The sequence below is a fragment of the Streptomyces griseochromogenes genome, assembly GCF_001542625.1.
GTDB classification, from domain to species: Bacteria; Actinomycetota; Actinomycetes; order Streptomycetales; family Streptomycetaceae; genus Streptomyces; species Streptomyces griseochromogenes.
Genome location: NZ_CP016279.1, coordinates 3775315 through 3799127, shown reverse-complemented (window position 1 = coordinate 3799127; position 23813 = coordinate 3775315). Strand labels below are relative to the sequence as shown.

Sequence of the window (23813 nt, the reverse complement as noted above, 5' to 3'; positions counted from 1 at the left end):
CCTTGGGTCAGCAGGCGCCGTCCGGGAGGGCGGCGAAGGCTTCGGCGGTCGCGAGGGCTCGTCCGGCCGCCTCGCGCACCCCTTCGTCCCCGTCGTCGTTCGCGCGTTCACGCAGGAAGCGGGTGGTGGCGGAATGACACGGCCAGCCGAAGGCCAGCACGCGCAGCGCGAGGATACGGACCCTGGGAGCGGGGTCGGCCAGGGCCACGGACCGGACGGTCTCGTGCGTGTCCGGCTCCGCCTCCCGCAGCCAGGCCGCCCAGTTCAGGGCGTTGCGTCTGTTGGTGGAGCGGGGATCGGCGGTCATGCGGTCCAGGATCAGCCGGTGGACGTCCTCGCGTGCGGGCCAGTAGCGGGCCAGGAGGTGCGTGGCCAGCCAGCGCGGCCCCTGCTCCGGGTCGGCGACGGCACGCCGGACCAGCAGGTTCCGCACGCTCTCGTGGTCGTTCCAGAATTCCGTCAGCAGCCAGAGCGCCTCGGCCCGGGTCTTTTGGTCGGGCTCGTCGAGCGCCCGCCGCGACAGCAGGTCCCGTACGGTCTCGCGATCCGCCGAGCGGCGTGCCAGCAGTTGCATCACCGCGCGTCGAACGTCCGGGTGGGGGTCGTCCGTCGCCTGGCGCAGGACCAGTTCCCACACCTCCTCGTCACCCCTCCAGCACCATACGAGGGCTTCCAACGCCTCCATCCGGGGCTCCGGGTCCGGGTCGGCGAGCGCCCTCAGGAAGAACAGGTCCCGGACGCCCTCCTTCTCCCGCCAGCGCCAGGCCAGGACTTCCAGCGCATCCCGCCGCGCTTCGGAATGCGGGTCGGCGACCGCCTGCCGGAGCGCCAGTTCCCGGATGTCCTCGCTGTGCCGCCAGTGGCGTGCCAGGGCTTCCAGGGCCTCCGCGCGCGGGCCGGGGTCCGGGTCGGCCACGGCCCGATCCAGGAGCAGTCGCCGTACTCCGTGGTGGTGCGTGCGGTGATGGGCCAGCAGCCGCAGCGCCTCCCGCCGCGGTTCCGGCTCCGGGTCGGCGACGGCACGGGCGGAGATGACCTCCCAGGTGTCCTCGCGGTCGGCCCAGTGCCGGCACAGGACCTGAAGCGCCGGCCCGCGGACCCCCTGGGCGGGTTCGGCCTCGATCCGTCGGACGACCAGGTCGTGGACGTCCTCGCCGTCCGGCCATCGCTGCGCCGCCGACTCCAGTGCCTCTCTGCGGGGTTCCGGGTCCGGGTCGGTCACGGCGCGGTCGACCAGCAATGTCCGCAGGTCCGCCTCCTGACTCCAGTATCTGGCCAGGTTCTCCAGCGTGCCCCGGCGGGACTCCGCGCGGGGGTCGTCGAGCGCGCCCAGCGTGAGGGTCCAGGCTTCGGGGAGGTTGGGCCACCGGCCGATCACCCGGCGCAGGACCTCGGACCGGGCCGCGGGGTCGGGAGTGTGCTCCGCCAGCAGGAGCAGGGCTCCGGGGGCGGAGTGCAGCGCACAGGCGATGCCCGACGCGATGCGGTGCTCCGCCTGGAACTGGCCGCGCAGCAGGAACCACCGCAGATAGCGCTCCCGCCCGCGCCACTCGGGCCCCAGGAAGGACAGGGCGGGGAGCATGCTCTCCAGTGCGTTCAGCGCGGTCCAGCCCAGATCGCGTTCCAGCAGGTCGATCAGGGCGTCCACCACGGCGTCGCTCTGGGGTGCGATGAGGTCGACCCGGTCGGCCTCGGCCAGCGCCCGTACCGCGAGGGCGAGCATGTGGTGCAGGCCGTGCCGCACGTCCTCGGCATGCAGGCGCAGGAGTGCGTCGATCACCCGGCCGGCGTCCCGCTCGCCCAGCTTGCCGACGAGCAGCAGCAGTACCTCGTGCCAGGCGGGATCCCGGGCCCGGGCCTCGAAGACCTCCCGGACCAGTTCCTCCTCCCCCCACTCACGGTCCCGCTGGTAGCGGCGGGCGATGTCGTCGGCCGCCAGGTACTCCAGGAACGCGCGGTGGACGAAGCCGTACACCTCGTCGCCGAAGCGGCTGAGGATGAAGTTCCGCTCGCGGAGCTGCCTGATCATCGCCCGCGCCGCGAGGACCGCCTTCTCCTTGGGCAGGGAGCGGTAGCGCCGCTCCAGGTAGGTGGTGAACAGCGCCTCCAGATCCTCACCGTGGATGTGGTTGCCGGCGGTGCCGCCCGCGCCCTCCTGCATCCGCCGGGCCAGCAGCCGCAGGAGTGCCCACCGGTCCTTGTTGTCGATGATCCGCATGTCGGCCTGCACCGGGTTCGGCAGGTCCTTGACCTCCTGGTCCCAGCGGGCCACCAGGATGTTCACCGCGTGCTCGTACACACCCTGCCGGTCACGTGGCAGCTCCCGCCGCCGGCCGATGATCGAGAGGATGGTGAGCAGCAGCGGGTTGCCCGCGAGGTCCCGCACCGGCCGGGAGCCCGCCACCGCGTCGGCCATCCGCTGGTGGAGCCGCTGCGCGAGCTCCGGGTCCTGCGGGCAGACGACCGTGTACCAGTGCTGTGTGAACTCGTCGATCTGATGTCTCGTCAGGTCCTGGATCATGTAGTGCCGGAAGCCCGCCTTGTCCAGGACGGTCCGCCGGTAGCCGATGACCCGGGACGTCACCACGACGCGCACGTCGGGGTACCGCTCGGCGAAGGCGGCGATCCGCCTCCCCGCCCCGGCCCGGATCCCCGGGTCGAACAGTTCGTCCAGGCCGTCGAAGACCACGACCGCCCGGCCCGCGCGCAGCAGGGTGTCCAGTACACCGCGCGGCACCGACATCCTCTCCAGGGTGCTCAGGTCGTCCAGGTAGTCCTCGAAGGACCGGTCGCGCCATCGCTCGTCGGCGTACCTGCGCAGTTCCACGATCACCGGCACCCGGCCGGCCAGCCCGGCAAGTGGCCCCGGCACCGGGTCGGAGGTGAGCGCCAGGGCCACATAGCGGGCGAGGGTGGACTTGCCGGCCCCGGGATCGCCCAGGAGCACCACCCGCTTGAGCTGCGGATCGGTCAGGACATCCAGCGACTCCACCGGCGGCCGTTCCCGGTAGGCGCGGCGCACCCGCTCCAGCGACTCCTCGTCGAGGCCCGGCGGGAACTCGCCCGGCGGCAGAGCCGTGTCCCGGCCCTGAAGCCGCTCGCGCAGTTCTCTGGGCAGTTCCACGGGCGGCGGATCGGCCCGCAGAAACGGGGGGACGAAGACGGCCTGGAGCTGCACCGCCGGGTGTTCCCCTTCCTGAGAGGGAATCAGCGCCTCCAGATCCAGACGCCCGTGGGACGAGCGGACCTGGGCCGCGTAGTCGGCCACCTCCCGTTCGATCAGTTCGTCGTCGGGCGGCGGCTCGCGGTCGGCCGCGTAGATGTTGGTGACGCTGCTGTACGGCGCCAGCGCGCTGCCGCCGACGTTGCCCCCGACGGAGACGGCACCCTGGCCATCGGCTGTGACGTGCAGGGATCTGGCTGTGGAGGCGGGCGCCGGGACCATCCCGGCCGTCGGGTCCACGGCGCCCGCGGCCGGCTGCCGCCGGCGGCGCCGTAACCAGGTGAACCGGGTCATCGGCCGTCGACCTCGCTCCCGTCGCCGAGGGCGCTGCCGGTGACGTCGCCGCCCGCCGCGAACGCCCCGTCGCCCTCGGCCACGACGGAGCCGGCCGCTGCCGCGCCGGCCGTCGGTGCGGCCGCCCGGCCCGTGACCTCGCTGTTCGGCCCGACCGCGCTGTGGCTGACGTTCCCGCCCACGCTGATGGCGCCGTTTCCACGGGCCAGCACCGTCGGCGCGCCCGGACGCCGCAGGGCGAGCACCGAGAGCGCCAGCCCGACCAGCCCGGTCGCGGCCCCGGCCAGGCTCGCCACCCGGTCGGCGGTGTCGAGGTCGACCACCACCGCCACCAGCACGAGCCCCGGCACGCACAGTGCGCAGAGCGCCGCCGCCACCACCGCCGCGATCCTGGCCGCCCCTGTTGCCGCCATGGTCCGGCCCCCTCTCCCCCCGGGGCCGCGCCCCCACGCCCGCCCCGGACCAGGATCGCCGTGGCGCGTGCGGTGTGTCGAGGGAACCGGCGCGCATATTTCCCCAAGTACCGCTCATTGCGCCCATTGTGACGCCTTGTCGCCCGGTGTAATTTTGCTGCGGGGTCCGGGCTAGCGCACCGGGGGGGACGATGAAGGTCGGCCTGGTTCTGCCTCTCGCCGAGTATCCGTGGCGGCAGCCGTCCTACGGGGAGATCAGAGCGCTTGCCCAGCAGGCCGAGGACTCCGGCTTTGATTCGGTGTGGGTCTTCGACCACCTGCTGTTCCGCGAGGCCGAGGGGCCGAGCGAGGGTATCTGGGAGTCCTGGACGGTGCTGTCGGCCCTCGCCGAGGCCACCGACCGGGTCGAACTCGGCACCCTCGTGCTGTGCACCGCCTTCCGCAACCCGGCGGTGCTGGCCAAGATGGCCGTGACCCTCGACGAAGTCAGCCGCGGCCGGCTCGTCCTCGGCCTCGGCAGCGGTTGGCACGCCCCCGAGTTCGAGGCCTTCGGCATCCCCTTCGAGCACCGGGTGGACCGGTTCGAGGAGGCGCTGCGGATCATCCTCCCGTTGCTGCGGACGGGCCGCGCCGACTTCTCCGGACGCCATCACCGGGTGCGCGGGGCAGAGTTGCGCCCCCGCGGTCCGCGCCCCGGCGGTCCACCCGTGCTGGTGGGGGCGCGCGGGCCCCGGATGACCGAGCTCGCGGCCCGGTACGCCGATCTGTGGAACGCCTGCTGGTTCGGCTCCCCGTCAGGCGCCGTGGAAGCCCTGACCCGGGTCAGGCAGACATGTCTGCGGGCACAACGGGATCCGGCGACTCTGGGCATCACGCTCGGCGTCAACGTCCGGGTGGACGAGGGCAGTCCGCCCGGCCCCGACGCAGCGGCACCACCGGACGCGGACATCCTCAGCGGCTCACCGAAGGACGTCGCCCAGGGCCTTGTGACATACGCGTCACTCGGTGTGGACCACCTGGTCCTCAACCTCAATCCGCACCACAGGGACGCCCAGCGGCGCCTTGCCGCGGCACTGCGGCTGTACCGCGCGGCGTCCCGTCCGACAACAGGAGCGGTGAACGCATGACATGGACCATCGACGAGTCACGGGTGCGGCCGTTCCTCTCGGCCGCCGAGCGGCGCGATGTCACGGCGCTGCTGTGGAACGCCCCTCAGCCGGGCCGGGCCTTCTCCGAGCAGGAGGACCCGGACGCGTCCGACGCGGGCCGACCGCCGGAGGCCAGGAAACGCTTCAAGGAATTCAAGGACATCAAGGACGGCAAGGACCACAAGGACGGCAAGGACGGAAAGGAGTCGAAGGAGGTCAAGGAGTACAAGGACGTCAAGGACACCAAGGACGGGAAAGACAGGAAGGACACCAAGGACACCAAGGACTCGAAGGACTCGAAGGACTTCAAGGACGGCAAGGACAGCTTCGACGGGGCGATGGCCCCGCCCGGTGCGGCCGCCGTCGTACGACACCCGCAGGAGCCGCCGGCGCCCGGCCCGACCGGGATACCGCAGCGCATCGAGGCCCCTGCCGACGGGCCGGAGCAGGCCGCGGCCGCGCTGCGGGCCTCACGCATCAACCGTCTGCTGAGGAGGCGCGGTGTCATCATCTGAGGCACCCGGCGGCGAACCCTCCGGGCTCGTCGTCGTCGCCGATCCCGAGGACCCGGTGGCCGTCGACGTACGGGACTTCGTGCTGGAGAGCGGCCACGAGGCGACGGTCCTCGACGTGTTCGACGCCGCGCAGTTGTTCACCATCACCGTCGACGGCGCCACGGCGGTGGTCGAGCCGGCGCTGCCGATGTTCCTCCGACTGCCCGCCCCGCCGCTGCTGCGGACCGGCTTCGACGCCGAGTTCCACCTCAACGAGTGCCTGGCCCATCTGTGGGCCGTCGCCGCCCTGACCCCCGCGCCCGTGATCAACCGCCCGGAACCCGGCGGCCTGGGCACCCGCGTGTCCGCGTCCGCGGCGCTCACCGAACTACGGGCGGGTCTGGCCGACGGCTCGCCCGAGATCTTCTCCGCCGAGCCCTCCGGGCCGCCCGGCGAACCCCCGGGCGGGCAGGGAACCCAGTGGTGGATCCAGGATCTCGGCTCCTGGACCACGCGCCCCTGGCCCGAACTCCCGGACCCCCTCGTCCCGTCGGCCGACTGCCGCGGCCCCTACCGGGCGAGGTGGTCGGACCCCGAACCCCTCTTCGAGAGCGTCGTCGTGCTCGGCGGACAGGCCTGGCGCAGCAGCCCCGTCGATCTGGACGGCCTCGGCCTGGAGGAGCGCAGCACGGAGATCGGCGCACGGCTCGGACTCCAGCTCTCGGCGGTGGTCTGGCGGTTGTCGCCCGACCTCACCCGGGCCTGGCCGGTCGTGGTGGAGCCGTTCCCCGACGCGGAGCAGCTGCGCATGGTGTGGCTCGGCCTCGGACCCCAACTCGTGAAGGTGCTGTTCCCATGATCTACACGGTCGGCCTCGCCTCGGAGAGCACCTTCGCGCACTTCACCGCCTCGGCCGGCGCCCGGGGCGTGCCGGTCCGGGCCATCGACCTGCGGCAGGCCGTCGAGTCGGGCGACTGGCGCCTGACCCTGGGCGGGGACCGCTCGGCGCGGCTCGGCGGCCAGGACCTCGACCCCGAGGCGTCCTACTACTGCCGGATCGCCGATCTCGCGGCCCTTCAGGGGGACCACGAGTCGGCCCAGCGCTGGCGCTGGCTCACGACGGCGCTCACCGCCTGGCTGGACCACATCCCCGGCCTGGTCGTCAACCGGCCATCGATCCGCTCCGACAACGGCTCCAAGCCGCTGCACGAACGGTCGCTGTCCCGGGCCGGGTTCCAGGTACCCGCGAGCATCACCGGTTCGTCGCCGCAGCGTCTGCTGGCCTTCGCCGAGGCCGGGCCGACTCTCGTCAAAGCGATCTCCGGCGTGCGGGCCACCAGCAGGCTCGTGGGCCCGGCCGACCTGGCCGGCTTCGAATCCGGGCAGGGCCCGGTGCACCTCCAGCGGTACGTCGCCGGCCGGGACGTGCGCGCCCATGTCGTCGGCGACCGGGTGCACGCCGAGCGGATCGTCTCCGGGGCGGTGGACTACCGGACCGACCCGGACGCGGAGTTCACCCCCTGCGAACTGCCCGGGCCGCTCGCCGAGCAGATGGTCCGCCACACCGCGGACCTGGGCATGTCCTTCGCGGGCTGGGACTTCAAGATCGCCGACGACGGCACCCACTGGTGTCTGGAGGTCAACCCGATGCCCGCTTACGACTGGTACGACCGGCGGCTGGACGGAGCCATCACCGCGTCCCTCCTGGGGCTGCTCCGGGGGGCGCATCCGTGATCAACTCGCTGACCGTGCTCACCGGACCGAACAGCGCCGCGCTCCGGGACGCCGTGCACGGCCTGCGCCCGCACTGGACTCCCCGCGGGCCGGAACCGGCCGCCTTCTTCACCCTGGGCGCGCCCAGCTATCTCGACCTCGCTCCGGACCCGGAGTCGGACGTCTACCAGAAGCGGGCGGACAGCTCACGGCCGCTGCTGCGGGAATCCTTCGGCTGGCTGTACACGCGCCTCGCGGACGTTCTCGGCGAGCATCTCGGCGCCCCCGTCCACTATCCCGAGCACCTGGCGCTGCCCGGTTTCCACGTCTGGCTGTCCGCCGCGGTGTTCACCAAGCCGATCGCGCCCCTCCACTTCGACCTGCAGTACCGGGCCTTCTCCTGGCCCCCCGGGTCGGACCTGAAGCGGCAGATCTCCTTCACCCTGGCCATCAGGCTGCCCGCGGCGGGCGGCGGCCTGAACCTGTGGGAGGTGAGCCACGAGCAGTTCCTGCGTGCGAGGGAGAAGGGATGGATCGAGTCCGTGGCCGACCTCAGGCGCTTCCACGCCCTGCGGTACGTGCCGTACACGGTCGGCCGGATGGTGATCCACTCCGGGCACGCGCTGCACCAGGTCGCGCCCAGCGCCCGTGTCGAACCCGGCGACGAACGGCTCACCCTCCAGGGGCACGGCGTGTGGTGCGACGGACGCTGGCTTCTTTACTGGTGACCGCCGCGAGACCCCGGCACGGCTACAGGGCCTTGTACATGATGTGCAGCCCGACCAGGCCGTGCCGGGGGTGCTCGTACGCCTCCGGCACCGTGCCCAGGACGGTGAAACCGAGGGAGGTCCACAGACCCACCGCGGGGTTGGTCTCGACGACCGCGTTGAAGACCATGCCCCGGTAGCCGTCGGACTCGGCGGCGGCCAGGACGTGTTCGGCGAGGGCCCGGCCGACGCCCCGGCCGGCCCGGTCGGGGTCGACCATGAAGCCGGCATTGGCGATGCGGGCCGCGGGGCCGCCGTAGTTGGGGGTGACGTAGGCCGAGCCGACCACCTCGCCCGAGTCGTCCTCGGCGACGAAGACGCGCTTCGCGGGGTCCATCCACAGGGCGCGGGCCGCTTCCTCGGGGGTGTCCGGGTCCCACGCGTAGGTCTCGGCGGCGGCGACGATGCGGTGCCAGAAAGGCCAGATGTGCGGCCAGTCGTCGGCCGCGGCTTCCCTGATCAGCATGGGCGTGAGTGTCTCACGCCCATGTCTGCGGCGATCGCGACGGATCCGGCCCCGGGGTCAGTCCACGCTGGGCAGGATGTGGGGTTCGGCGAGGTCGTCCTCGTAGCCCGCGAGGCGGATCGGGGCGGACCGGGCCCACACGTCGAGGCTGCCGAGTTCCCCGGGCCGCCGCCGCCCGCGCTCGGTGCGTTCCTTGGGGCGTTCGTCGCGATTCGTCTTCTCCGGTGTCACCGCGCACTCCTTATGTGTCGGGTCACCCTCGGGGCATACCGGACAGCCTGCGCTCCGGCACTCGTCGCCCGCTCGGGTCTGGATGGAAAGCCAGTCGGACGCGGTGGCGCCGGTACGGACGATGGGTGTGGGTGGGACCCTGTGCTGATGTCCGCCCCTCCAGATTAACCAAATGAGCGGGCACCCGCTCGATAGGGAATGCAAACAAGGTGTAACTATCGAAATCATTTGACCCACCAATGCCCCTTAATATGCCGCTATTTGCCACAAAGCGCATCACCCGACCGTCGGAGGGAATCACCCACTCGGCCTACGGGCGGCGCAGTTCAGGTGCCGTTGGCCGGGTCGCAAGCTCGCCATGATCTGGTGGCTGGCGGCAACGGCTGTCTCGCGGAAGGACTGACGCATGGAGCTGCGCAGCGTCGAGGAGCTGATGGATCTGCTGTACGCCGGACGGCACCAGCACGCGCTGCGGACCGCCGCGCTGCTGCGCCGCAGCCGCCCCGCCGACAAGGAGCTCCAGGTGGCGGGGCTGGTACACGGCATCGGGCCGGTGCTGGGCCCGGCCGACGAGGCGGGGCGGGCGCGCAGTACGGCCGAGGCGGTGCGCCCACTGCTCGGGGAGCGGGTGTTCCGGCTGGTCCGCGGTGACGGCGCGCCCGCCGACGACGATCTGCTGCGGCTGCGCCAGGCCGCCGAGGAGGGCCGGACCGCGGGCTTCGACGCCGGCGTGCTGGAGGACTGGCGCACCGTGCTGGAGCTGCTCGCGGCGCGGCACTCACGGCTGGGCGCGTAAGCGCTCCGCGACGGGGGCCGCTTGGGACGTCGTTCGTCTGCGGCGTCGTCGTGGTCGGTCGCGCCCACGCGGCGGAGCCGCCTGTCGGCACGGCCCCGCGCCCCTTCGGGGCGCGGTCCGGCACCGGAGTCGTCGTGCCCCTGTTGTCTGACGGGGCGTCATGAGATGGTGCGGCGATGACCTCGTCGTACGGGCTCGAAGGCAGGGCCGCCGTCGTGACCGGTGGGACGCGCGGGATCGGACGCGCCGTCGCCGGGGCGCTCGCCGCGGCCGGTGTGCTGGTGTGCGTGACCGCGCGGGACGCGGGCGAGGTGCGACGCACGGCCGCCGAGCTGGGCGGCGTCGGGCTGGCCGGGAGCGTGGCCGACCCGGGACATCCCGAGGAGCTGGCGGATCTCGTGCTGCGCGAGTTCGGGCGCCTCGACGTCCTCGTCAACAACGCGGCGACCAACCTGCCCCACGGGCCCCTGATGGAGGCGGGCGCGGACGCCTGGCGGGAGGCGTTCGCGATCAACGTCGAGGCGCCGCTGCGGCTGGTGCAGTGCGCCTGGCGGGGGTGGATGCGCGAGCACGGCGGGGCCGTCGTCAACGTGTGCACCGAGGGCGCCGGACATGTCGGGCCGCACGTGGGCGCGTACGGCACCACCAAGGCGGCTCTGCTGCGTCTCACCCAGCAGCTCGCCGGGGAACTCGCGCCCCGGGTGCGGGTCAACTCCGTCTCCCCCGGGCTCGTGCGCACCGAGCTGGCCCGGTTCGTGTGGGAGACGGCCGAGACGGAGGTGGCGGCGGCGCTGCCGCTCGGACGGATCGGGGAGCCGGAGGACGTGGCGCGGGCGGTGGTGTGGCTGGTCTCCGACGCGGCCGAGTGGATCACGGGGGCGGATCTGCTGGTGGACGGCGGGACACGGGTGCGGGCCGCACGAGCGGCGAGCGGATACGCCGTACACGGGCGCTTGCGGGCGCACAGCCCCGCGCCCTCGACGGGACGCGGGGCTGTGTAGAGGGCTGACGCCCGGCGCGAGCCGCTACCACTTGCCGGGTGCGTAGTCCTTCAGAAAGACGCCGTACAGATCCTCGCCCGCCTCGCCGCGCACGATCGGGTCGTAGACCCGGGCCGCGCCGTCCACCAGGTCGAGCGGCGCGTGGAAGCCGGCCTCGGCCAGTCGCAGCTTGTCGTAGTGGGGGCGCTCGTCGGTGATCCAGCCGGTGTCGACGGAGGTCATGAGGATGCCGTCGGTCTGGAACATCTCCTCGGCACTGGTCCGCGTGACCATGTTCATCGCCGCCTTCGCGGCGTTGGTGTTCGGGTGCCCTGCGCCCTTGTAGCCGCGGCCGAAGACGCCTTCCATCGCCGAGACGTTGACGACGTACGCACGGCCGCTGGCGGCCCTCTTCGCGGCGTTCGCCATCGCCACGCGCAGGGCGCTGATCAGGATGAACGGCGACGTGTAGTTGCACAGCTGGGTCTCCAGCAGCTCGACCGGCGAGATCTGGTCGATGGTCTGCACCCAGGTGTTGGTGTCGACGACGTCGGGGACGAGGCCGCCGGCGTCGATGGCGGTGCCGTCGAGGTGCCGGGCGACGCTGGCGTTGCCCGCGACGAGCGCGAGGTCGGCGACCTTCTGCGCGTCCAGGCCGCTGGTGCCGACGGGCAGCGCGGCGATGCCGTCGACGGCGCCGGAGTTGAAGGCGCCGATGACGTGGTGGGCGGGGAGTTCACCGGCGGGCAGCGGGGCGCTCTCGCCCTCGACCAGGGCCGCGTACGCGGAGGGCAGGCGGCGCACGGTCTGCGTCGCGTTGTTGATCAGGATGTCGAGCGGACCCGCCTCGGTGACCCGCTCGGCCAGGGCCACGGCCTGCGCCGGGTCGCGCAGGTCGATGCCGACGACCTCCAGCCGGTGGATCCAGTCCGCCGAATCGTCCATCGCCTTGAAGCGGCGAATGGCGTCCTTGGGGAAGCGCGTGGTGATCGTCGTGTGCGCGCCGTCACGCAGCAGACGCAGCGCGATGTACATGCCGATCTTGGCGCGGCCGCCGGTGAGCAGGGCACGCTTGCCGGTCAGGTCGGCGCGGGCGTCACGCCTGGCCCGGTTCGTGCCCGCGCAGTCCGGACAGAGCTGGTGGTAGAAGTAGTCGACCTCGACGTAGCGGCTCTTGCAGGTGTAGCAGGACCGCGGGCGCTGGAGTATCCCCGCGATCTTTCCCGCCTCGGTGACCGACGACGGCAGGATGCCCTCGGTCTCGTCGTCGATGCGCTGGGCGGAGCCGGTCGCGGTGGCCTCGGTGACCGCCTTGTCGTGGGCGGTCTTGGCGGCGCGGCGCTCCTGGCGGCGGCGCTGCTTGACCGTGCGGTAGACACCGGCGGTGGCCCGGCGCACCGCGATCGCGTCCGGGTGGTCGACCTCCAGCTTGTCGAGTTCCTCGAGCACGCCGAGGCAGACGGCCAGGCGCTCCGGGTCGATGCCGGGGCCGTACACGACCTCGTCCGTGGCCGTCGGGCCGTCCTCTGTCACCGTCATCGCGCTGCCGCTTCCCTGATCACCCGCGCAGCGCTCCGACTCGCGCCCGCTTTCGAACGGGGAATTTTACGGAGCGTCCCGCCTCAGGGCCAAACCCGATCAGCTCACACCCGGCAGGCCGCGAGCAGCGTCTCCACCTCGACCGTCACCGCGCGCGCGAACACATCGAGGTCGGGCACGGCCTGCGCGTCGGCAACCAGCCCGTAGTGCACCCGGCCGCGGTACGTGGAGATCGCGACCGCCAGGGACTGGCCCGGGGCGAGCGGGGCGAAGGGGTAGACCTCGGTGAGCTGGTTGCCGCCGAGCTTTAGCCCAAGTCCGGGCAACGGCACGCTGGTGACCAGGATGTCGAACCAGAGCCGGGCGGCCTGGCCGACCAGCGGTCCGCCGAGCCGGTGGCCGAGGGCGGGCACATGGTCGGCGAGCAGCGCGACGGCGCCGGCGCCCCGGTTCGGGCCCGCGTCCTTGTTGCGGATCATCGCGGTGCGGACGGTGTCGAGGCGGCGCAGCGGGTCGGGGTCGTCCACCGGGAGCCGTATCAGGTACCCGGAGAGCCGGTTGCCCTGCGGGTGGGCGGTGTGCGGGCGGCGCCGGGAGACGGGGATGAGGGCGCGGGGCGCCACGCCCGTGCTGCCGTCACCGCGTTCGTCCAGCCAGCGGCGCAGGGCGCCGGCGACGACGGCGATGAGGACGTCGTTGACGGTGCCGCCGACGCTCTTGCGCACCCGGTGGACGTCGTCGATGTCCAGGACGACCCCGGCTGTGCGGCGGGTGCCGCTGGGCGCGGAGGTCAGCGCGGACGAGGGGCGCATGCCGAAGGTGGACCGGGCCAGCGAGGCGCCGATGTCCAGGGCCCGGCCCACATCGGACAGCGCGCCCTTGACCAGCCCGGGAAGCAGTCCGGGCAGGCGGCGCACGTCCGACAGCAGGTCGCGCGGCGGCTCGATGGCGCGCGGGCCGCGCTCGGGCAGGTCGACCGGGTCCAGGACGCCGGCGGCGAGCTTGAGCGCGCGCAGCCCGTCGGCGAGGGCATGGTGGAACTTGAACAGCACCGCGAAGGAGACGCCGTCCGCGCCGGGCAGCACATGCGCCTCCCACGGCGGCCGGCCGCGCTCCAGCGGGCGTTCCATCAACCGGCCCGAGACCGCGTGGAAGTCGGCGGTCGGGGCGTGCAGCCGCACATGGTTGAGCGGGTCGAAGTCCGGGTCGCTCTCACGGGCGGCACCGCCGAAGGCGAGGGGCCGCCAGACGTCGCGGATGCGCATGCGCAGACCGGGCACGGCGGCGGCACGGGCGGCGAGCAGATCGGCGGCGTGGGCGCCCGCGGTGGGCGAGTGCGCGGTGAAGACGCCGAGCGCGCCGAGGTGCATCGGGTGCCGGTCGGACTCCATGTTCCAGAAGGCCAGGTCGAGGGGTGCGAGCAGGTCGGAAGTCAAGGGCTTGCCTCGCGTCGACGACGGATGGATGAGCAGTCAATCCCCGAGAGACGATTACGGTCAAGTACGATCAGGCTACGCTCAGTTAACAGCAGATTAAGTCCCGCCCCTCCGAGAGGGGCGGGACTCATGAGACATCTGAGGTCACTTCAGCACCGGTGGCACCGCCTGGTGTGACGTACCCCACTCGGACGGGCGCGAGCCGACCGTGAAGGCGAGCGTGCGCAGGGAGCGCAGCGCGCCCGTCGTCAGATAGGTCCGGGTGTGCGCCTTCCCGTCGGTGCGGACGGACTGGACGTAGCGGTCGGTGGCCGAGGTGCCGGGCGCGGTGACCGTCAGCCCGCCGCCGGGCCAGAAGCGGCGGTCCAGTGTGAGGTCGACGCGGTCGAAGACCGGAGTGGACAGCCCCCAGGTGTCGTAACCGGGCTGGATCGGGAAGAGCCCGATCGACGACAGCACGTTCCAGGCGGACATGGTGCCGAGGTCGTCGTTGCCGGTCATGCCGGTGGGCCCGTCGGTGAAGAGGGTCAGGGCCGCGTGGACCACGTCCGTGGTCTTCCAGGGCTGGCCCGTGGACAGGTAGGTGTACGGCGCGATGAGGTCGGGCTCGTTCATCGGGTTGTACTTGTCGGCGTTGTAGTAGTCGTACGCGTTCCCGTGCACCCACACCTCGCGCGCGGTCTTCGCGGGGTCGGCCAGCAGCTTGTCGTAGGCGAAGAACGTGTCCAGGCGCGCGTTGGCCGCGTGCTCGCCGCCGATCAGGCCGACCATGCCGGGCAGGTCCTGCGGGACCAGCCACTGGTACTGCCACGCGGTGCCCTCGTGGAAGCCGATGCCGCGGGCCGGGTCGGCCGAGCCGGTGAAGGCGCCGGCGGCGTCCTTGGCGCGGAAGAAGCCGGTGGAGGGGTCGAAGATGTTCCGGTAGTTCTGCGCCCGGGCGGCATAGCGGGCGGCGTCCGCGGAGTGGCCGAGGCCGCGGGCCATCTGGGCGAGCATCGCGTCGGCCAGGGCGTACTCCAGGGTGACGGAGGCACCGTGCCGGTAGTCGGAGTCGCCCATCTTGGCGTACGGGCGGTCCTTGTCGTAGGGCGCGAAGCCGTGCGCGATGTACTCGGCGTTGGCCTCACGGCCGATGCCCGGGTAGGCCGCGGGCGGCACGCCGTCGGCGTTCTTCTTGAGCGCCCGGTAGGTCCGCTCCTCGAGTCCCTTGAGCAGGCCCATCTGGTAGGCGGTGGTCAGGAAGGGGGTGACCGGGTCGCCGCTCATGATGTTCGTCTCGACCGGACCGTAGCCCCACTTGGGCAGCCAGCCGCCGTCCTCGGCGACCTTCACCACCGACAGGGCCATGTCCCGTGCCTCGCGGGGCGCGAGCAGGGCGAGGAGCTGGGCCTGGGTGCGGTAGGTGTCCCACAGCGACCAGTTCTGGTAGTACGTGAACCGCTCCGCGCGGTGGATCCGGCGGTCCCAGCCGGTGTAGCGGCCGTCGGCGTCGCTGCCGATGTTGGGCGCGAGGAAGGAGCGGTACAGCGACGAGTAGAACGTGCGGCGCAGGGCCGGGTCGCCGCCCTGGACCCCGACCGTGTCCAGCCGCCGCTCCCACTCCTCGCGCGCCCGCTGCCGCACGGCGTCGAAGGACCGGCCGCCCTCGGCGCGCAGGTTGACGGCGGCGCCGCGCGCGTCGACGTACGACATCGCGGTGGTCGCCTCGACGGTACGGTCCTTCGTCGCGTCGAAGCGGACGTAGGCGCCGCCCGGGCCGGTGCGGGCACCGGCGGTGACCGCGGAGCCCTTCCAGGTGCCGTACGCGGTGAAGGGCCGGCTGAAGCGGGTGATCGTGTAGACGCTGTAGGGGCCGGTGTCACGGCAGAAGCCGTGGCCGGTGATCTCGGTGCGCACGGTGTGGTCGTCGAGGATCTCGACCGAGCTGCCGACCGCCTGGTGCAGCGACTGGGAGGCGTTCAGCAGGACGTTGGCCTTGTCGGTGGCGGGGAAGGTGAAACGCTGCACTCCGGTGCGCCCGGTCGCGGTCAGCTCGGCGCGGATGCCGGAGTCGAGGCCGACGCGGTAGTAGCCGGGGCTCGCCTCCTCGTCCGCGTGCGAATACCCCGCGGCGTACTTGGCGTAGTCCGTCTGTGTGACGTCGCCCGTGGTCGGCAGGACGGGCAGGTCGCCGCCGATCCGGCAGCCGACGCCCGAGAGATGGACCAGCGAGAAGCCGCGAATGCGGTTCTGAGTGTAGTCGTAGCCGGTGCTGTGCCCGGTGTCCGGGGAGAGCTGGACCATGCCGAAGGGCACGGCCGCGCCGGGGAAGGTGTTGCCCTCGTTCTGGCTCCCGATGAACGGGTTGACCAGGTCGGTGAGGTGGCCGTCGGTCCGCTCGGCGGCCCGTGCGGCAGGGGTGGCGATCAGCGTGGACGCTGCCATCACCGCGGCGAGGCACAGCCGCGTGCGCCGGGTCCCTCTCATGTCGGATGACCTCCGAAGGTTCGACATCGTTGCCTGCATCGTGAAGGCCGAACGATGCGAACCCGGGCATTCCGGGAGGGTGATACCAAACGCGTCGCGTTCCGGGGCGGTCTGACGACCCGTCCGTCAGGGGACTACCTGCCCCTTCCCCAGGGCGATCACCCCGCCTTTGGAGACGGTGTACAGCTCGGCGTCCCGCTCCGGGTTGACGCCGATGGTCGCGCCGGGCGGTACCTCGACGTTCTTGTCCAGCACGGAACCGCGGACGACCGCGCCCCGGCCGATGCGCACGTTGTCGTGCAGCACCGAGCCCTGCACGACCGCGCCCGGGTCGACCCGTACGCCCGGGGACAGCACGGACCGGCTGACCTGACCGCGGATCAGACAGCCGGCGCTGATGATGGACTCGCTCGCGATGCCGCCCGCGTTGAAGCGGGCCGGCGAGAGCTGGTTGGAGTGGGTGTAGACGGGCCACTGGCGGTTGTAGAGGTTGAAGGCGGGGCGCTCGGCGATGAGGTCCATATGGGCCTCGTGGTAGGCGTCCAGGGTGCCGACGTCCCGCCAGTAGCCCTGGTCGCGGCTGGTCTCGCCGGGCACGTGGTTGTCGCTGAAGTCGTACAGCTGCGCCTCGCCGCGGGCGGTCAGCTGGGGCAGGATCGAGCCGCCCATGTCGTGCACGGACTGACTGTCCTCGGCATCACGGTGCAGCGACTCGATGAGGGCTTTGGTGGTGAAGATGTAGTTGCCCATCGAGGCGAACACACGCTCGGGGTCGTCCGGCAGTCCGGGAGGGTCGGCTGGCTTCTCCAGGAAGCGCTCGATGCCGAGGCCGTCCGAGCCCGGCGTGATCACCCCGAAGGAGGAGGACTCCGCGCGCGGCACCCGGATGCCGGCCACCGTCACGCCCGCGCCGCCCTCGATGTGCTGCCGGAGCATCTGCCGCGGGTCCATGCGGTAGACGTGGTCGGCGCCGAACACGGCCACGTACTCGGGCTGTTCGTCGTGGACCAGGTTCAGGGACTGCAGGATGGCGTCGGCGCTGCCCAGGTACCAGCGCGGGCCGAGCCGCTGCTGGGCCGGGACCGGGGTGACGTAGTTGCCGAGCAGGCTGGACATGCGCCAGGTGGTGGTGATGTGCCGGTCCAGGGAGTGCGACTTGTACTGGGTCAGCACGCAGATGCGCAGGACGTCGGCGTTGACGAGGTTGGACAGGACGAAGTCGACGAGCCGGTAGGTGCCGCCGAAGGTGACCGCCGGTTTGGCGCGGTCCGCGGTCAGGGGCATCAGGCGCTTGCCTTCTCCGCCCGCCAGTACGATTCCGAGCACCGAAGGTCCTCCACGACGCATGGCCGCTCCCCTCACCCTCGTCGAATCATGGCTGCCCGTGAGCGGACCGCGCTAAGCCTGCTTGAGGATCTCCTCGTACAGTCCGGCGGTGCGCCGGGCCACCGCGGCCCAGCCGAACTCGCCGACCGCGCGCTCGCGTCCGGCCTCCCCCATCCGCCGCGCGGTCTCCCGGTCGCCGAGGACGGCGTCCAGTGCCCGGGCGAGGCCCTCCTCGAAGCCGTCGTCCACGTCGACGAGGAGACCCGTCCTGCCCTCCTCCACCACCTCGGGGATGCCGCCGACCCTGGAGGCGACGACGGGCGTGCCGCACGCCATCGCCTCCAGGTTGACGATGCCGAGGGGCTCGTACACCGACGGGCAGACGAACACGGCCGCGTGGGTGAGCAGTTGGATCACGTCCGTGCGGGGCAGCATCTGCGGGATCCAGAACACGCCCTCGCGGACCCGGCTCAGCTCCCGGTACAGCTCCCGGAACTCGCGGTCGATCTCCGGGGTGTCGGGTGCTCCCGCACAGAGCACGACCTGCGCGCCCGGGTCGATGTCCCGTACCGCGCGCAGCAGATGGGGCACGCCCTTCTGGCGGGTGATCCGGCCGACGAACAGGACGTAGGGACGCGCGGGGTCGAGCCCGGTCCGGGAGAGGGCGTCGGTGCCGCGGTGCGGCCGGTACAGGCTCGTGTCGATGCCGTTGTGCACGACGTGGACCTTCGCCGGGTCCAGCGCCGGGTAACAGGCCAGGACGTCCTCCCGCATGGCCCCCGACACGGCGATCACCGCGTCCGCGGCCTCGACGGCGGTGCGCTCGGTCCAGCTCGACAGGGTGTATCCGCCGCCCAGCTGCTCGGCCTTCCAGGGGCGCAGGGGCTCCAGCGAGTGGGCGGTCACCACGTGCGGGATGCCGTACAGGAGCTTGGCGAGGTGGCCGGCGAGATTGGCGTACCAGGTGTGGGAGTGGACGAGGTCGCGGCCTTCGAGGGCGGCGGCGATGGACAAGTCCACGGAGAAGGTGCGCAGCGCGTCGTTGGAGCCGTCGAGGACGGACCAGGGGCGGTGGCGTACGACGCCGACGCCGCGGCCCTCGCCCCAGCAGTGCACCTCCAGGTCCACCAGATCGGTCAGCTCCCGGGCCAGGAACTCGACATGGACGCCCGCGCCGCCGTACACGTCCGGGGGGTACTCCCGGGTCAGCAGTCCCACACGCACCCGACAACCCCCTTGTACCGGCGGCAGGTTCCCTTCATGGTCACCCAGATGCGGCGCCCGGGGAAGAGCGCGGAGGACGGACGAAGCAGCAGTCGCCGCACACTCCGCCGCCGGGGACGCGGTAGTACAGGCAGCAGCTGCGGCGGCGGAAGGCCGTGCCGGTGCGGGAGCCGGTGGTGCGCAGCAGCGGATGGGCGAAGAGTTCGTCGGTGAGGGCGCGGGCCCGGGCCGCCACTTCGGTACGGCCGTTCGCGCGCGCCCAGCGGTCGAGTTCGCGGGCCGCGCCGGCCAGCGCCGAGCCCGCGTTGCCCCACAGCAGGCCGGCCGCGACGCCGTAGCGGGCCCTCAGGGCGTCCCCTAGGGGTTCGAGATGGCCGTGCAGCACGGTGTCCGCGAGCGCGGCGGCGGCCCCGGGGTCCCCGGGAAGCGGGCGGACCTCGGTCAGCCACAGGTCGTCGGGCGCCGTGGCGGTGGCGTCCCAGCGCAGCAGCCGGGGGTCCAGATCGGGCACCCGGCCGTACACGGCGGCGCAGGCGAGGGCCGCGGACCACAGCCGGGCGGCGAGGCCCTGTTGACTGACGGAGGCGGAAACCCGCAGTTCAGGAGTGTGGAGACGGGCCGCCACGGTGGTGACGCGGAGTGTCAGCGCGTCGGGGTGAACATCCGATGCCGCCGTTGCGTAGGTCTCCGCGAGAGTCGGCAGGGTTTTCGAAGTCGGCCCCGGCGCGGCGGCGGTGGTCCGCAGGACGAAGAAGCCGCCGAGCGGGCGGAGTGCGGCGAGATCGGGGTCGAGGTCCACGACAAGCACTAGTACCAGGCTCCTTCGCGGCCCGGGAGTCGGGGTCTCCACCCGTGGACGCCCCCCTTGGGGATGATCGTGCGGGTGGTGTACTCCATCGGTAGTAGGACCCATTGCGTGCTCAGGGACGACGACGGGAAGGGTCCGGGCGGGCAGAGTGTTCGCTATGAACGCAGACCGTACGCCGCACCGGACCCACGGGTCCCGTCGCACGCACAGGAGTTGCCGGTGAGCGCCCTCGCGTTGTCCGTACTGCTGTCGTTCGTCTCCGCCGTCGCCTACGCGGGCGGGGCGATCGTGCAGGAGCAGGTCGCGGTGTCCTGCCCCGACGAGTCGTACATGCCGCTGCGCCGGGTCGGCTGGTGGGCCGGGCTGGCGCTGAACGCCCTCGGCGGCGTGCTGCACGTCGTGGCGCTGGCCTACGGCCCGCTGAGCCTGGTGCAGCCGCTGGGCGCGCTCACCATCGTCTTCGCCCTGCCCATGGCCGCTCTGTTCGTCGGCCGCAAGGCCGGTGCCACCGCCTGGCGGGGCGCGATCATGGCCACGGTGGGCCTCGCCGGTCTGCTGTCCGTGGTCGGCTCGTCCGACACGCACTCCCTGGACACGGCCCAGCGGGTGGCCGTCGCGCTGGTCACCGGCGGGGCGGTCGTGGCCCTGATGATCGCCGGCCGGGCCGCGCACCGGCACCCGGCCGTGCGCAGCGTGCTGCTCGCCACCGGCGCCGGCATAGCCTTCGGCATGTCGTCGGTCTTCACCAAGACCGTCGCGGTCGACTGGGACAACGGGATCAGCCTCGGCGAGGTGCCCTCGCTCGCGGTCATCGGCGTGTTCGCGGCCGCGGGCGTCCTGCTGTCCCAGGCCTCGTACCGGGGCGGTGGCCTCGCCGCGCCGCTGGCCACGCTGACGGTGGTCAACCCGGTGCTGGCCGCAGCGGTCGGCATCCTGATGTTCGGCGAGACGTTCAGCTACGGCACCACGGGCACCGTGCTCGCGCTGGGCTGCGGCGTGGTGGCCGGGGGCGGCCTGATCCTGCTGACGACGGAGCGCCTGGAGCACGCTCCGGCCGCGGAGCCGGTGCCGGAGGCCGAGTCCGCCGGTGCCGGTGAGGTGCTCGTGGCCCTGCCCCAGCAGCGCGCGGCGGTGGAGCCGGCGCGGAAGCCGCAGCCTGACGAGAGGGACGGGGAGCTCCTGGACGAGCCCGCCGCCGACAACGCCCTGCCGGACCGCCTTGCGCTGGAGGACACGCGGCGTACGGACGGCTTCGGCCTGGAGAACGTCCTCGGGGACATGCTCGTACCGTCGGCTCCCGACTTCGTACCGGCTCCCGGCGGCGTCCGCGGGGCGCAGGGCGACGGCGGCTCACCGGCCGCCGCCTACGCCGTCCCGATGTCGTACCTCCCGCTGTCCGCGAGCTTCCATGTGGTGCTGCCGGTCCCGGACCGGCAGCACGCGCGGGTCAGATCCTGATGCCGCCGGCCCGGAGATAGGCCACCGGGTCGATGTCCGTACCGAAGCCGGGCCCCGTCCGCACCTCGAAGTGCAGATGCGGGCCCGTGACGTTTCCGGTGGCCCCGGAGCGGCCGATGCGCTGGCCCGTGGACACGCTCTGTCCCACGCGCACGGAGATGGCCGACAGGTGCCCGTACTGGGTGTAGCGCCCGTCGGCGTGCCGGATCACCACCTGATAGCCGTAGGAGCCGCCCCAGCCCGCGTCCACCACCTGCCCGGCCGCCGCCGCTCTGACGGAGGTGCCGGTGGGCACGAGGAAGTCGACCCCGGTGTGATAGCCCTTCGACCAGTGCGACCCCGCCACGTGGTAGCCGGTGCCGATGGCGGCGGTCACCGGGGCGACGAGTCCGTGGCCGCCGGTGGACGTGTGGTGCGTGGAGGTCTTCTGGGCCTTCTTCTCCGAAGGGGTCTTCTTCTTCGGCGGCTTGGCCTTGGTGCCGCTGTGCCCGGTGTGGGTGCCGGGCGCCGGGGAGCCGGTCGCGCGCAGGCTCAGCCGCTGGCCCGGCAGTATCAAGTCGGGGTCGGCGCCGATCGTGGTGCGGTTGCCGGCGTACAGCCGCCGCCAGCCGCCCTGGACGTGGTTCTCGCCGGCGATGCCGGAGAGGGTGTCGCCGTGCACGACCGTGTACATCTCGGCCTTGCCCGCACGGGACTGCGGGGTCGTCTGCGGCTGCACGTCCCGCACGGAAGAGGTCCTGGCCGGGCGGGTCGCGGCACTGTCGGTGTGGACTTCGGGCGCACCGTCCCGGGTCAGCCCGGCGCGTACCGAGCAGACCGGCCAGGCGCCCGGCCCCTGCCCGTCGAGGACCTTCTCGGCGACGGCCATCTGCTGGTCCCTGGAGGCGAGATCGGCGCGCGGCGCGTAGCGGGTGCCGCCGTAGGCCTCCCAGGTGGACCGCGTGAACTGCAGCCCGCCGTAGAAGCCGTTGCCGGTGTTGATGCTCCAGTTGCCGCTGGACTCGCAGGCGGCCACCTTGTTCCAGGTGGAGGCGTCGGCGGCGTCGGCGGTACCGACGGCGACCAGCGGGATCGCGAGGCCGGCGCCGCCCGCCGTGACGGTGAGTGAGGCGCGGTTGAGCCTGTTCGGCTGGTACCGGCGATGCCGGCCGCGTACGGCCATGTCCGAATTCCCCTCGACATGCGTCAGGAGCGGCAAAAGTAAGCGCCGCGAACAGGCCATGACAAGACGGCAAATCGGCCGCCTGCGGACACCAAATGGCTGGGATGCGGCCCTCCTTGACGGGATCGGCCGCGAGCGGCGGCCACGCTGAGGCGACGAGCGCCTTCCGTCCGTAGACATACGTGGCGGGTCGGATGTGCGCTCGCCGGAACGGCACGTCAGGATGGGCGAGGGCCCGTACTGACGGAGCCGTAGTCACGAGGCAGCTAGGGAGCAGGCGGTATGAGCACTTCAGCGCAGATCGGCGTCACGGGTCTTGCGGTCATGGGCCGCAACCTCGCCCGGAACTTCGCGCGCAACGGCTACACGGTCGCCGTGCACAACCGTACGGTGTCGCGGACGAAGGCGCTGGTGGAGGGGTTCGGCACCGAGGGGGACTTCATCGCGGCCGAGACCGCCGAGGAGTTCGTGGCGGCGCTGGAGCGGCCGCGTCGGCTGGTCATCATGGTCAAGGCCGGTGGTCCGACGGACGCGGTGATCGAGGAGTTCGCCCCGCTCCTGGAGCCCGGGGACATGATCATCGACGGGGGCAACGCGCACTTCGCGGACACCCGCCGCCGTGAGAAGGCGCTGCGCGAGCAGGGCATCCACTTCGTCGGCATGGGCGTCTCCGGCGGCGAGGAGGGCGCGCTGCACGGGCCGAGCATCATGCCGGGCGGACCGAAGGAGTCCTACGACTCCCTCGGTCCGATGCTGGAGAAGATCTCGGCGAAGGCCAAGGACGGGGCGCCCTGCGTGACCCATGTCGGCCCGGACGGTGCCGGTCACTTCGTGAAGATGGTGCACAACGGCATCGAGTACGCCGACATGCAGCTGATCGGCGAGGCCTACCAGTTGCTGCGGGACGTCGCCGGGTACTCCCCCGCCCAGATCGCGGACATCTTCCGCACCTGGAACACCGGCCGCCTGGACTCCTACCTGATCGAGATCACCGCCGAGGTGCTGTCCCACGTGGACGCGGCGACCGGCAAGCCGTTCGTGGACGTGGTGGTCGACCAGGCCGAGCAGAAGGGCACCGGCCGCTGGACGGTCCAGATCGCGCTGGACCTGGGCGTGCCGGTGTCCGGCATCGCCGAGGCCGTGTTCGCCCGGTCGCTGTCCGGGCACGCGGCGCTGCGGTCCGCTTCGCGGGACCTGGCCGGGCCGAAGCCGACCGCGCTGAGCGGGTCGGAGGCGGCCGCGTTCGCCGACCGGGTGGAGCAGGCGCTGTACGCGTCCAAGATCGTTTCGTATACGCAGGGCTTCCACGAGATCGCGGCGGGCAGCGAGGAGTACGACTGGGACATCGACCTCGGTGCCGTCTCCGCGATCTGGCGCGGCGGCTGCATCATCCGGGCGGCCTTCCTGGACCGCATCCGCGCCGCGTACGACGCCCGCGCCGATCTGCCGAGCCTGCTGTCGGACGAGACCTTCGCGCAGGAGATCGCGGCCGCGCAGGACGACTGGCGCGAGGTCCTGATCGCGGCGACTCGGCAGGGCGTGCCGACGCCGGGCTTCGCGGCGGCGCTGGCGTACTACGACGCGTTGCGGGCGGAGAGGCTGCCCGCGGCGCTCACGCAGGGGCAGCGGGACTTCTTCGGTGCGCACACGTATCGGCGGGTGGACCAGGAGGGGGCGTTCCACACGTTGTGGGGTGGGGACCGGAGTGAGGTTTCCGCCTAGGGGCGCGATGTGCGCCCAGAGGGGCGGGGGGACCGTCGTCGCGCGAGTGCGGGTTCGTCGCGGCTGGTCGCGCCCACGCGGCGGAGCCGCCCATCGGCACAGTCCCGCGCCCCTTTTCGGGGCGCGGTGAGGGGTGGGCCGGGTTCC

Annotated in this window: 20 protein-coding genes; 9 read left to right on the top strand and 11 right to left on the bottom strand. The window is 72.3% G+C overall.

Features of this window, described 5'->3' with window-relative positions:
* Positions 1–7: 7 nt before the first annotated feature.
* A complete protein-coding gene (locus AVL59_RS16070) occupies positions 8–3517 on the bottom strand; it encodes a HEAT repeat domain-containing protein (RefSeq protein WP_067304503.1) in 3510 nt (1169 codons plus the stop codon).
* Complete coding sequence (locus AVL59_RS16065; RefSeq protein ID WP_159399926.1) at positions 3514–3930, bottom strand: hypothetical protein; 417 nt, start codon at positions 3928–3930, stop codon at positions 3514–3516. Before AVL59_RS16065 ends, AVL59_RS16070 begins: the two co-directional genes overlap by 4 nt.
* A 191-nt stretch (positions 3931–4121) precedes the next feature.
* Between AVL59_RS16065 and AVL59_RS16060 the strand changes: the two genes are divergently transcribed.
* The 5 genes from AVL59_RS16060 to AVL59_RS16040 are packed head-to-tail and all read left to right on the top strand — an operon-like array spanning position 4122 to position 8013.
* On the top strand, positions 4122–5057 hold the full coding sequence (locus AVL59_RS16060) for an LLM class flavin-dependent oxidoreductase (protein ID WP_067304497.1): 936 nt from the start codon (positions 4122–4124) through the stop codon (positions 5055–5057).
* The gene (locus tag AVL59_RS54290; protein ID WP_067304494.1) at positions 5054–5593 is read left to right on the top strand and encodes a hypothetical protein; all 540 of its coding nucleotides are present in this window, start codon (positions 5054–5056) and stop codon (positions 5591–5593) included. Before AVL59_RS16060 ends, AVL59_RS54290 begins: the two co-directional genes overlap by 4 nt.
* Positions 5580–6431, top strand: coding sequence for a hypothetical protein (locus AVL59_RS54285; protein ID WP_067304493.1), 852 nt, complete (start codon positions 5580–5582; stop codon positions 6429–6431). Before AVL59_RS54290 ends, AVL59_RS54285 begins: the two co-directional genes overlap by 14 nt.
* On the top strand, positions 6428–7306 hold the full coding sequence (locus AVL59_RS16045; protein WP_067304490.1) for an ATP-grasp domain-containing protein: 879 nt from the start codon (positions 6428–6430) through the stop codon (positions 7304–7306). The genes AVL59_RS54285 and AVL59_RS16045 overlap by 4 nt, the downstream gene beginning before the upstream one ends.
* Complete coding sequence (locus AVL59_RS16040; RefSeq protein WP_208870387.1) at positions 7303–8013, top strand: hypothetical protein; 711 nt, start codon at positions 7303–7305, stop codon at positions 8011–8013. Before AVL59_RS16045 ends, AVL59_RS16040 begins: the two co-directional genes overlap by 4 nt.
* Before the next feature lie 22 nt (positions 8014–8035).
* Here AVL59_RS16040 and AVL59_RS16035 read toward each other — a convergent pair whose 3' ends face one another.
* Positions 8036–8518, bottom strand: coding sequence for a GNAT family N-acetyltransferase (locus AVL59_RS16035; protein ID WP_067304488.1), 483 nt, complete (start codon positions 8516–8518; stop codon positions 8036–8038).
* A 57-nt stretch (positions 8519–8575) separates the two neighbouring features.
* The gene (locus tag AVL59_RS53230; RefSeq protein ID WP_107407368.1) at positions 8576–8749 is read right to left on the bottom strand and encodes a hypothetical protein; all 174 of its coding nucleotides are present in this window, start codon (positions 8747–8749) and stop codon (positions 8576–8578) included.
* A gap of 406 nt (positions 8750–9155) precedes the next feature.
* Between AVL59_RS53230 and AVL59_RS16030 the strand changes: the two genes are divergently transcribed.
* Entirely contained in the window at positions 9156–9545 is a 390-nt protein-coding gene (locus tag AVL59_RS16030; RefSeq protein ID WP_067304485.1) for a hypothetical protein, read from the top strand.
* Between the two features lie 176 nt (positions 9546–9721).
* Positions 9722–10546, top strand: a complete 825-nt coding sequence (locus tag AVL59_RS16025; protein WP_067304483.1) for an SDR family oxidoreductase — start codon at positions 9722–9724, stop codon at positions 10544–10546.
* A 24-nt stretch (positions 10547–10570) separates the two neighbouring features.
* Here AVL59_RS16025 and AVL59_RS16020 read toward each other — a convergent pair whose 3' ends face one another.
* From AVL59_RS16020 to AVL59_RS15995, 6 genes are all read right to left on the bottom strand, one after another.
* Positions 10571–12064: an SDR family NAD(P)-dependent oxidoreductase gene (locus AVL59_RS16020; protein ID WP_067304480.1), complete on the bottom strand. Its 1494-nt coding sequence runs from the start codon at positions 12062–12064 to the stop codon at positions 10571–10573.
* Positions 12065–12168: 104 nt separating this feature from the next.
* The gene (locus AVL59_RS16015) at positions 12169–13500 is read right to left on the bottom strand and encodes a wax ester/triacylglycerol synthase family O-acyltransferase (protein WP_067304477.1); all 1332 of its coding nucleotides are present in this window, start codon (positions 13498–13500) and stop codon (positions 12169–12171) included.
* Between the two features lie 144 nt (positions 13501–13644).
* The gene (locus AVL59_RS16010; protein ID WP_067304475.1) at positions 13645–15966 is read right to left on the bottom strand and encodes a GH92 family glycosyl hydrolase; all 2322 of its coding nucleotides are present in this window, start codon (positions 15964–15966) and stop codon (positions 13645–13647) included.
* A gap of 126 nt (positions 15967–16092) precedes the next feature.
* Positions 16093–17313: a glucose-1-phosphate adenylyltransferase gene (gene glgC / locus AVL59_RS16005; protein ID WP_067304472.1), complete on the bottom strand. Its 1221-nt coding sequence runs from the start codon at positions 17311–17313 to the stop codon at positions 16093–16095.
* A 51-nt stretch (positions 17314–17364) separates the two neighbouring features.
* Positions 17365–18516 carry a glycogen synthase gene (glgA, locus tag AVL59_RS16000; protein WP_067304469.1) on the bottom strand — a complete coding sequence of 384 codons (1152 nt, stop codon included), beginning with the start codon at positions 18514–18516 and terminating at the stop codon, positions 17365–17367.
* 40 nt (positions 18517–18556) lie between these two features.
* Positions 18557–19315, bottom strand: coding sequence for a (2Fe-2S)-binding protein (locus AVL59_RS15995; RefSeq protein WP_067317337.1), 759 nt, complete (start codon positions 19313–19315; stop codon positions 18557–18559).
* A gap of 228 nt (positions 19316–19543) precedes the next feature.
* On the opposite strand from AVL59_RS15995, the gene AVL59_RS15990 reads away from it, so the two are divergent.
* Positions 19544–20782: a DMT family transporter gene (locus tag AVL59_RS15990; protein ID WP_079146722.1), complete on the top strand. Its 1239-nt coding sequence runs from the start codon at positions 19544–19546 to the stop codon at positions 20780–20782.
* Here AVL59_RS15990 and AVL59_RS15985 read toward each other — a convergent pair.
* Positions 20772–21944: a transglycosylase family protein gene (locus tag AVL59_RS15985; protein WP_067304467.1), complete on the bottom strand. Its 1173-nt coding sequence runs from the start codon at positions 21942–21944 to the stop codon at positions 20772–20774. The genes AVL59_RS15990 and AVL59_RS15985 overlap by 11 nt on opposite strands.
* A gap of 282 nt (positions 21945–22226) precedes the next feature.
* Between AVL59_RS15985 and gndA the strand changes: the two genes are divergently transcribed.
* Positions 22227–23666: an NADP-dependent phosphogluconate dehydrogenase gene (gene gndA / locus AVL59_RS15980; protein ID WP_067304464.1), complete on the top strand. Its 1440-nt coding sequence runs from the start codon at positions 22227–22229 to the stop codon at positions 23664–23666.
* Positions 23667–23813: the final 147 nt, after the last annotated feature.

What these genes read in the sequence shown, in the direction of transcription:
- AVL59_RS16070 (WP_067304503.1), bottom strand. Translation starts at nt 3,517, where the DNA reads ATGACCCGGTTCACCTGGTTACGGCGCCGCCGGCGGCAGCCGGCCGCG.
- AVL59_RS16065 (WP_159399926.1), bottom strand. Translation starts at nt 3,930, where the DNA reads ATGGCGGCAACAGGGGCGGCCAGGATCGCGGCGGTGGTGGCGGCGGCG.
- AVL59_RS16060 (WP_067304497.1), top strand. Translation starts at nt 4,122, where the DNA reads ATGAAGGTCGGCCTGGTTCTGCCTCTCGCCGAGTATCCGTGGCGGCAG.
- AVL59_RS54290 (WP_067304494.1), top strand. Translation starts at nt 5,054, where the DNA reads ATGACATGGACCATCGACGAGTCACGGGTGCGGCCGTTCCTCTCGGCC.
- AVL59_RS16045 (WP_067304490.1), top strand. Translation starts at nt 6,428, where the DNA reads ATGATCTACACGGTCGGCCTCGCCTCGGAGAGCACCTTCGCGCACTTC.
- AVL59_RS16035 (WP_067304488.1), bottom strand. Translation starts at nt 8,518, where the DNA reads ATGCTGATCAGGGAAGCCGCGGCCGACGACTGGCCGCACATCTGGCCT.
- AVL59_RS16030 (WP_067304485.1), top strand. Translation starts at nt 9,156, where the DNA reads ATGGAGCTGCGCAGCGTCGAGGAGCTGATGGATCTGCTGTACGCCGGA.
- AVL59_RS16025 (WP_067304483.1), top strand. Translation starts at nt 9,722, where the DNA reads ATGACCTCGTCGTACGGGCTCGAAGGCAGGGCCGCCGTCGTGACCGGT.
- AVL59_RS16020 (WP_067304480.1), bottom strand. Translation starts at nt 12,064, where the DNA reads ATGACGGTGACAGAGGACGGCCCGACGGCCACGGACGAGGTCGTGTAC.
- AVL59_RS16010 (WP_067304475.1), bottom strand. Translation starts at nt 15,966, where the DNA reads ATGAGAGGGACCCGGCGCACGCGGCTGTGCCTCGCCGCGGTGATGGCA.
- glgC (WP_067304472.1), bottom strand. Translation starts at nt 17,313, where the DNA reads ATGCGTCGTGGAGGACCTTCGGTGCTCGGAATCGTACTGGCGGGCGGA.
- AVL59_RS15985 (WP_067304467.1), bottom strand. Translation starts at nt 21,944, where the DNA reads ATGGCCGTACGCGGCCGGCATCGCCGGTACCAGCCGAACAGGCTCAAC.
- gndA (WP_067304464.1), top strand. Translation starts at nt 22,227, where the DNA reads ATGAGCACTTCAGCGCAGATCGGCGTCACGGGTCTTGCGGTCATGGGC.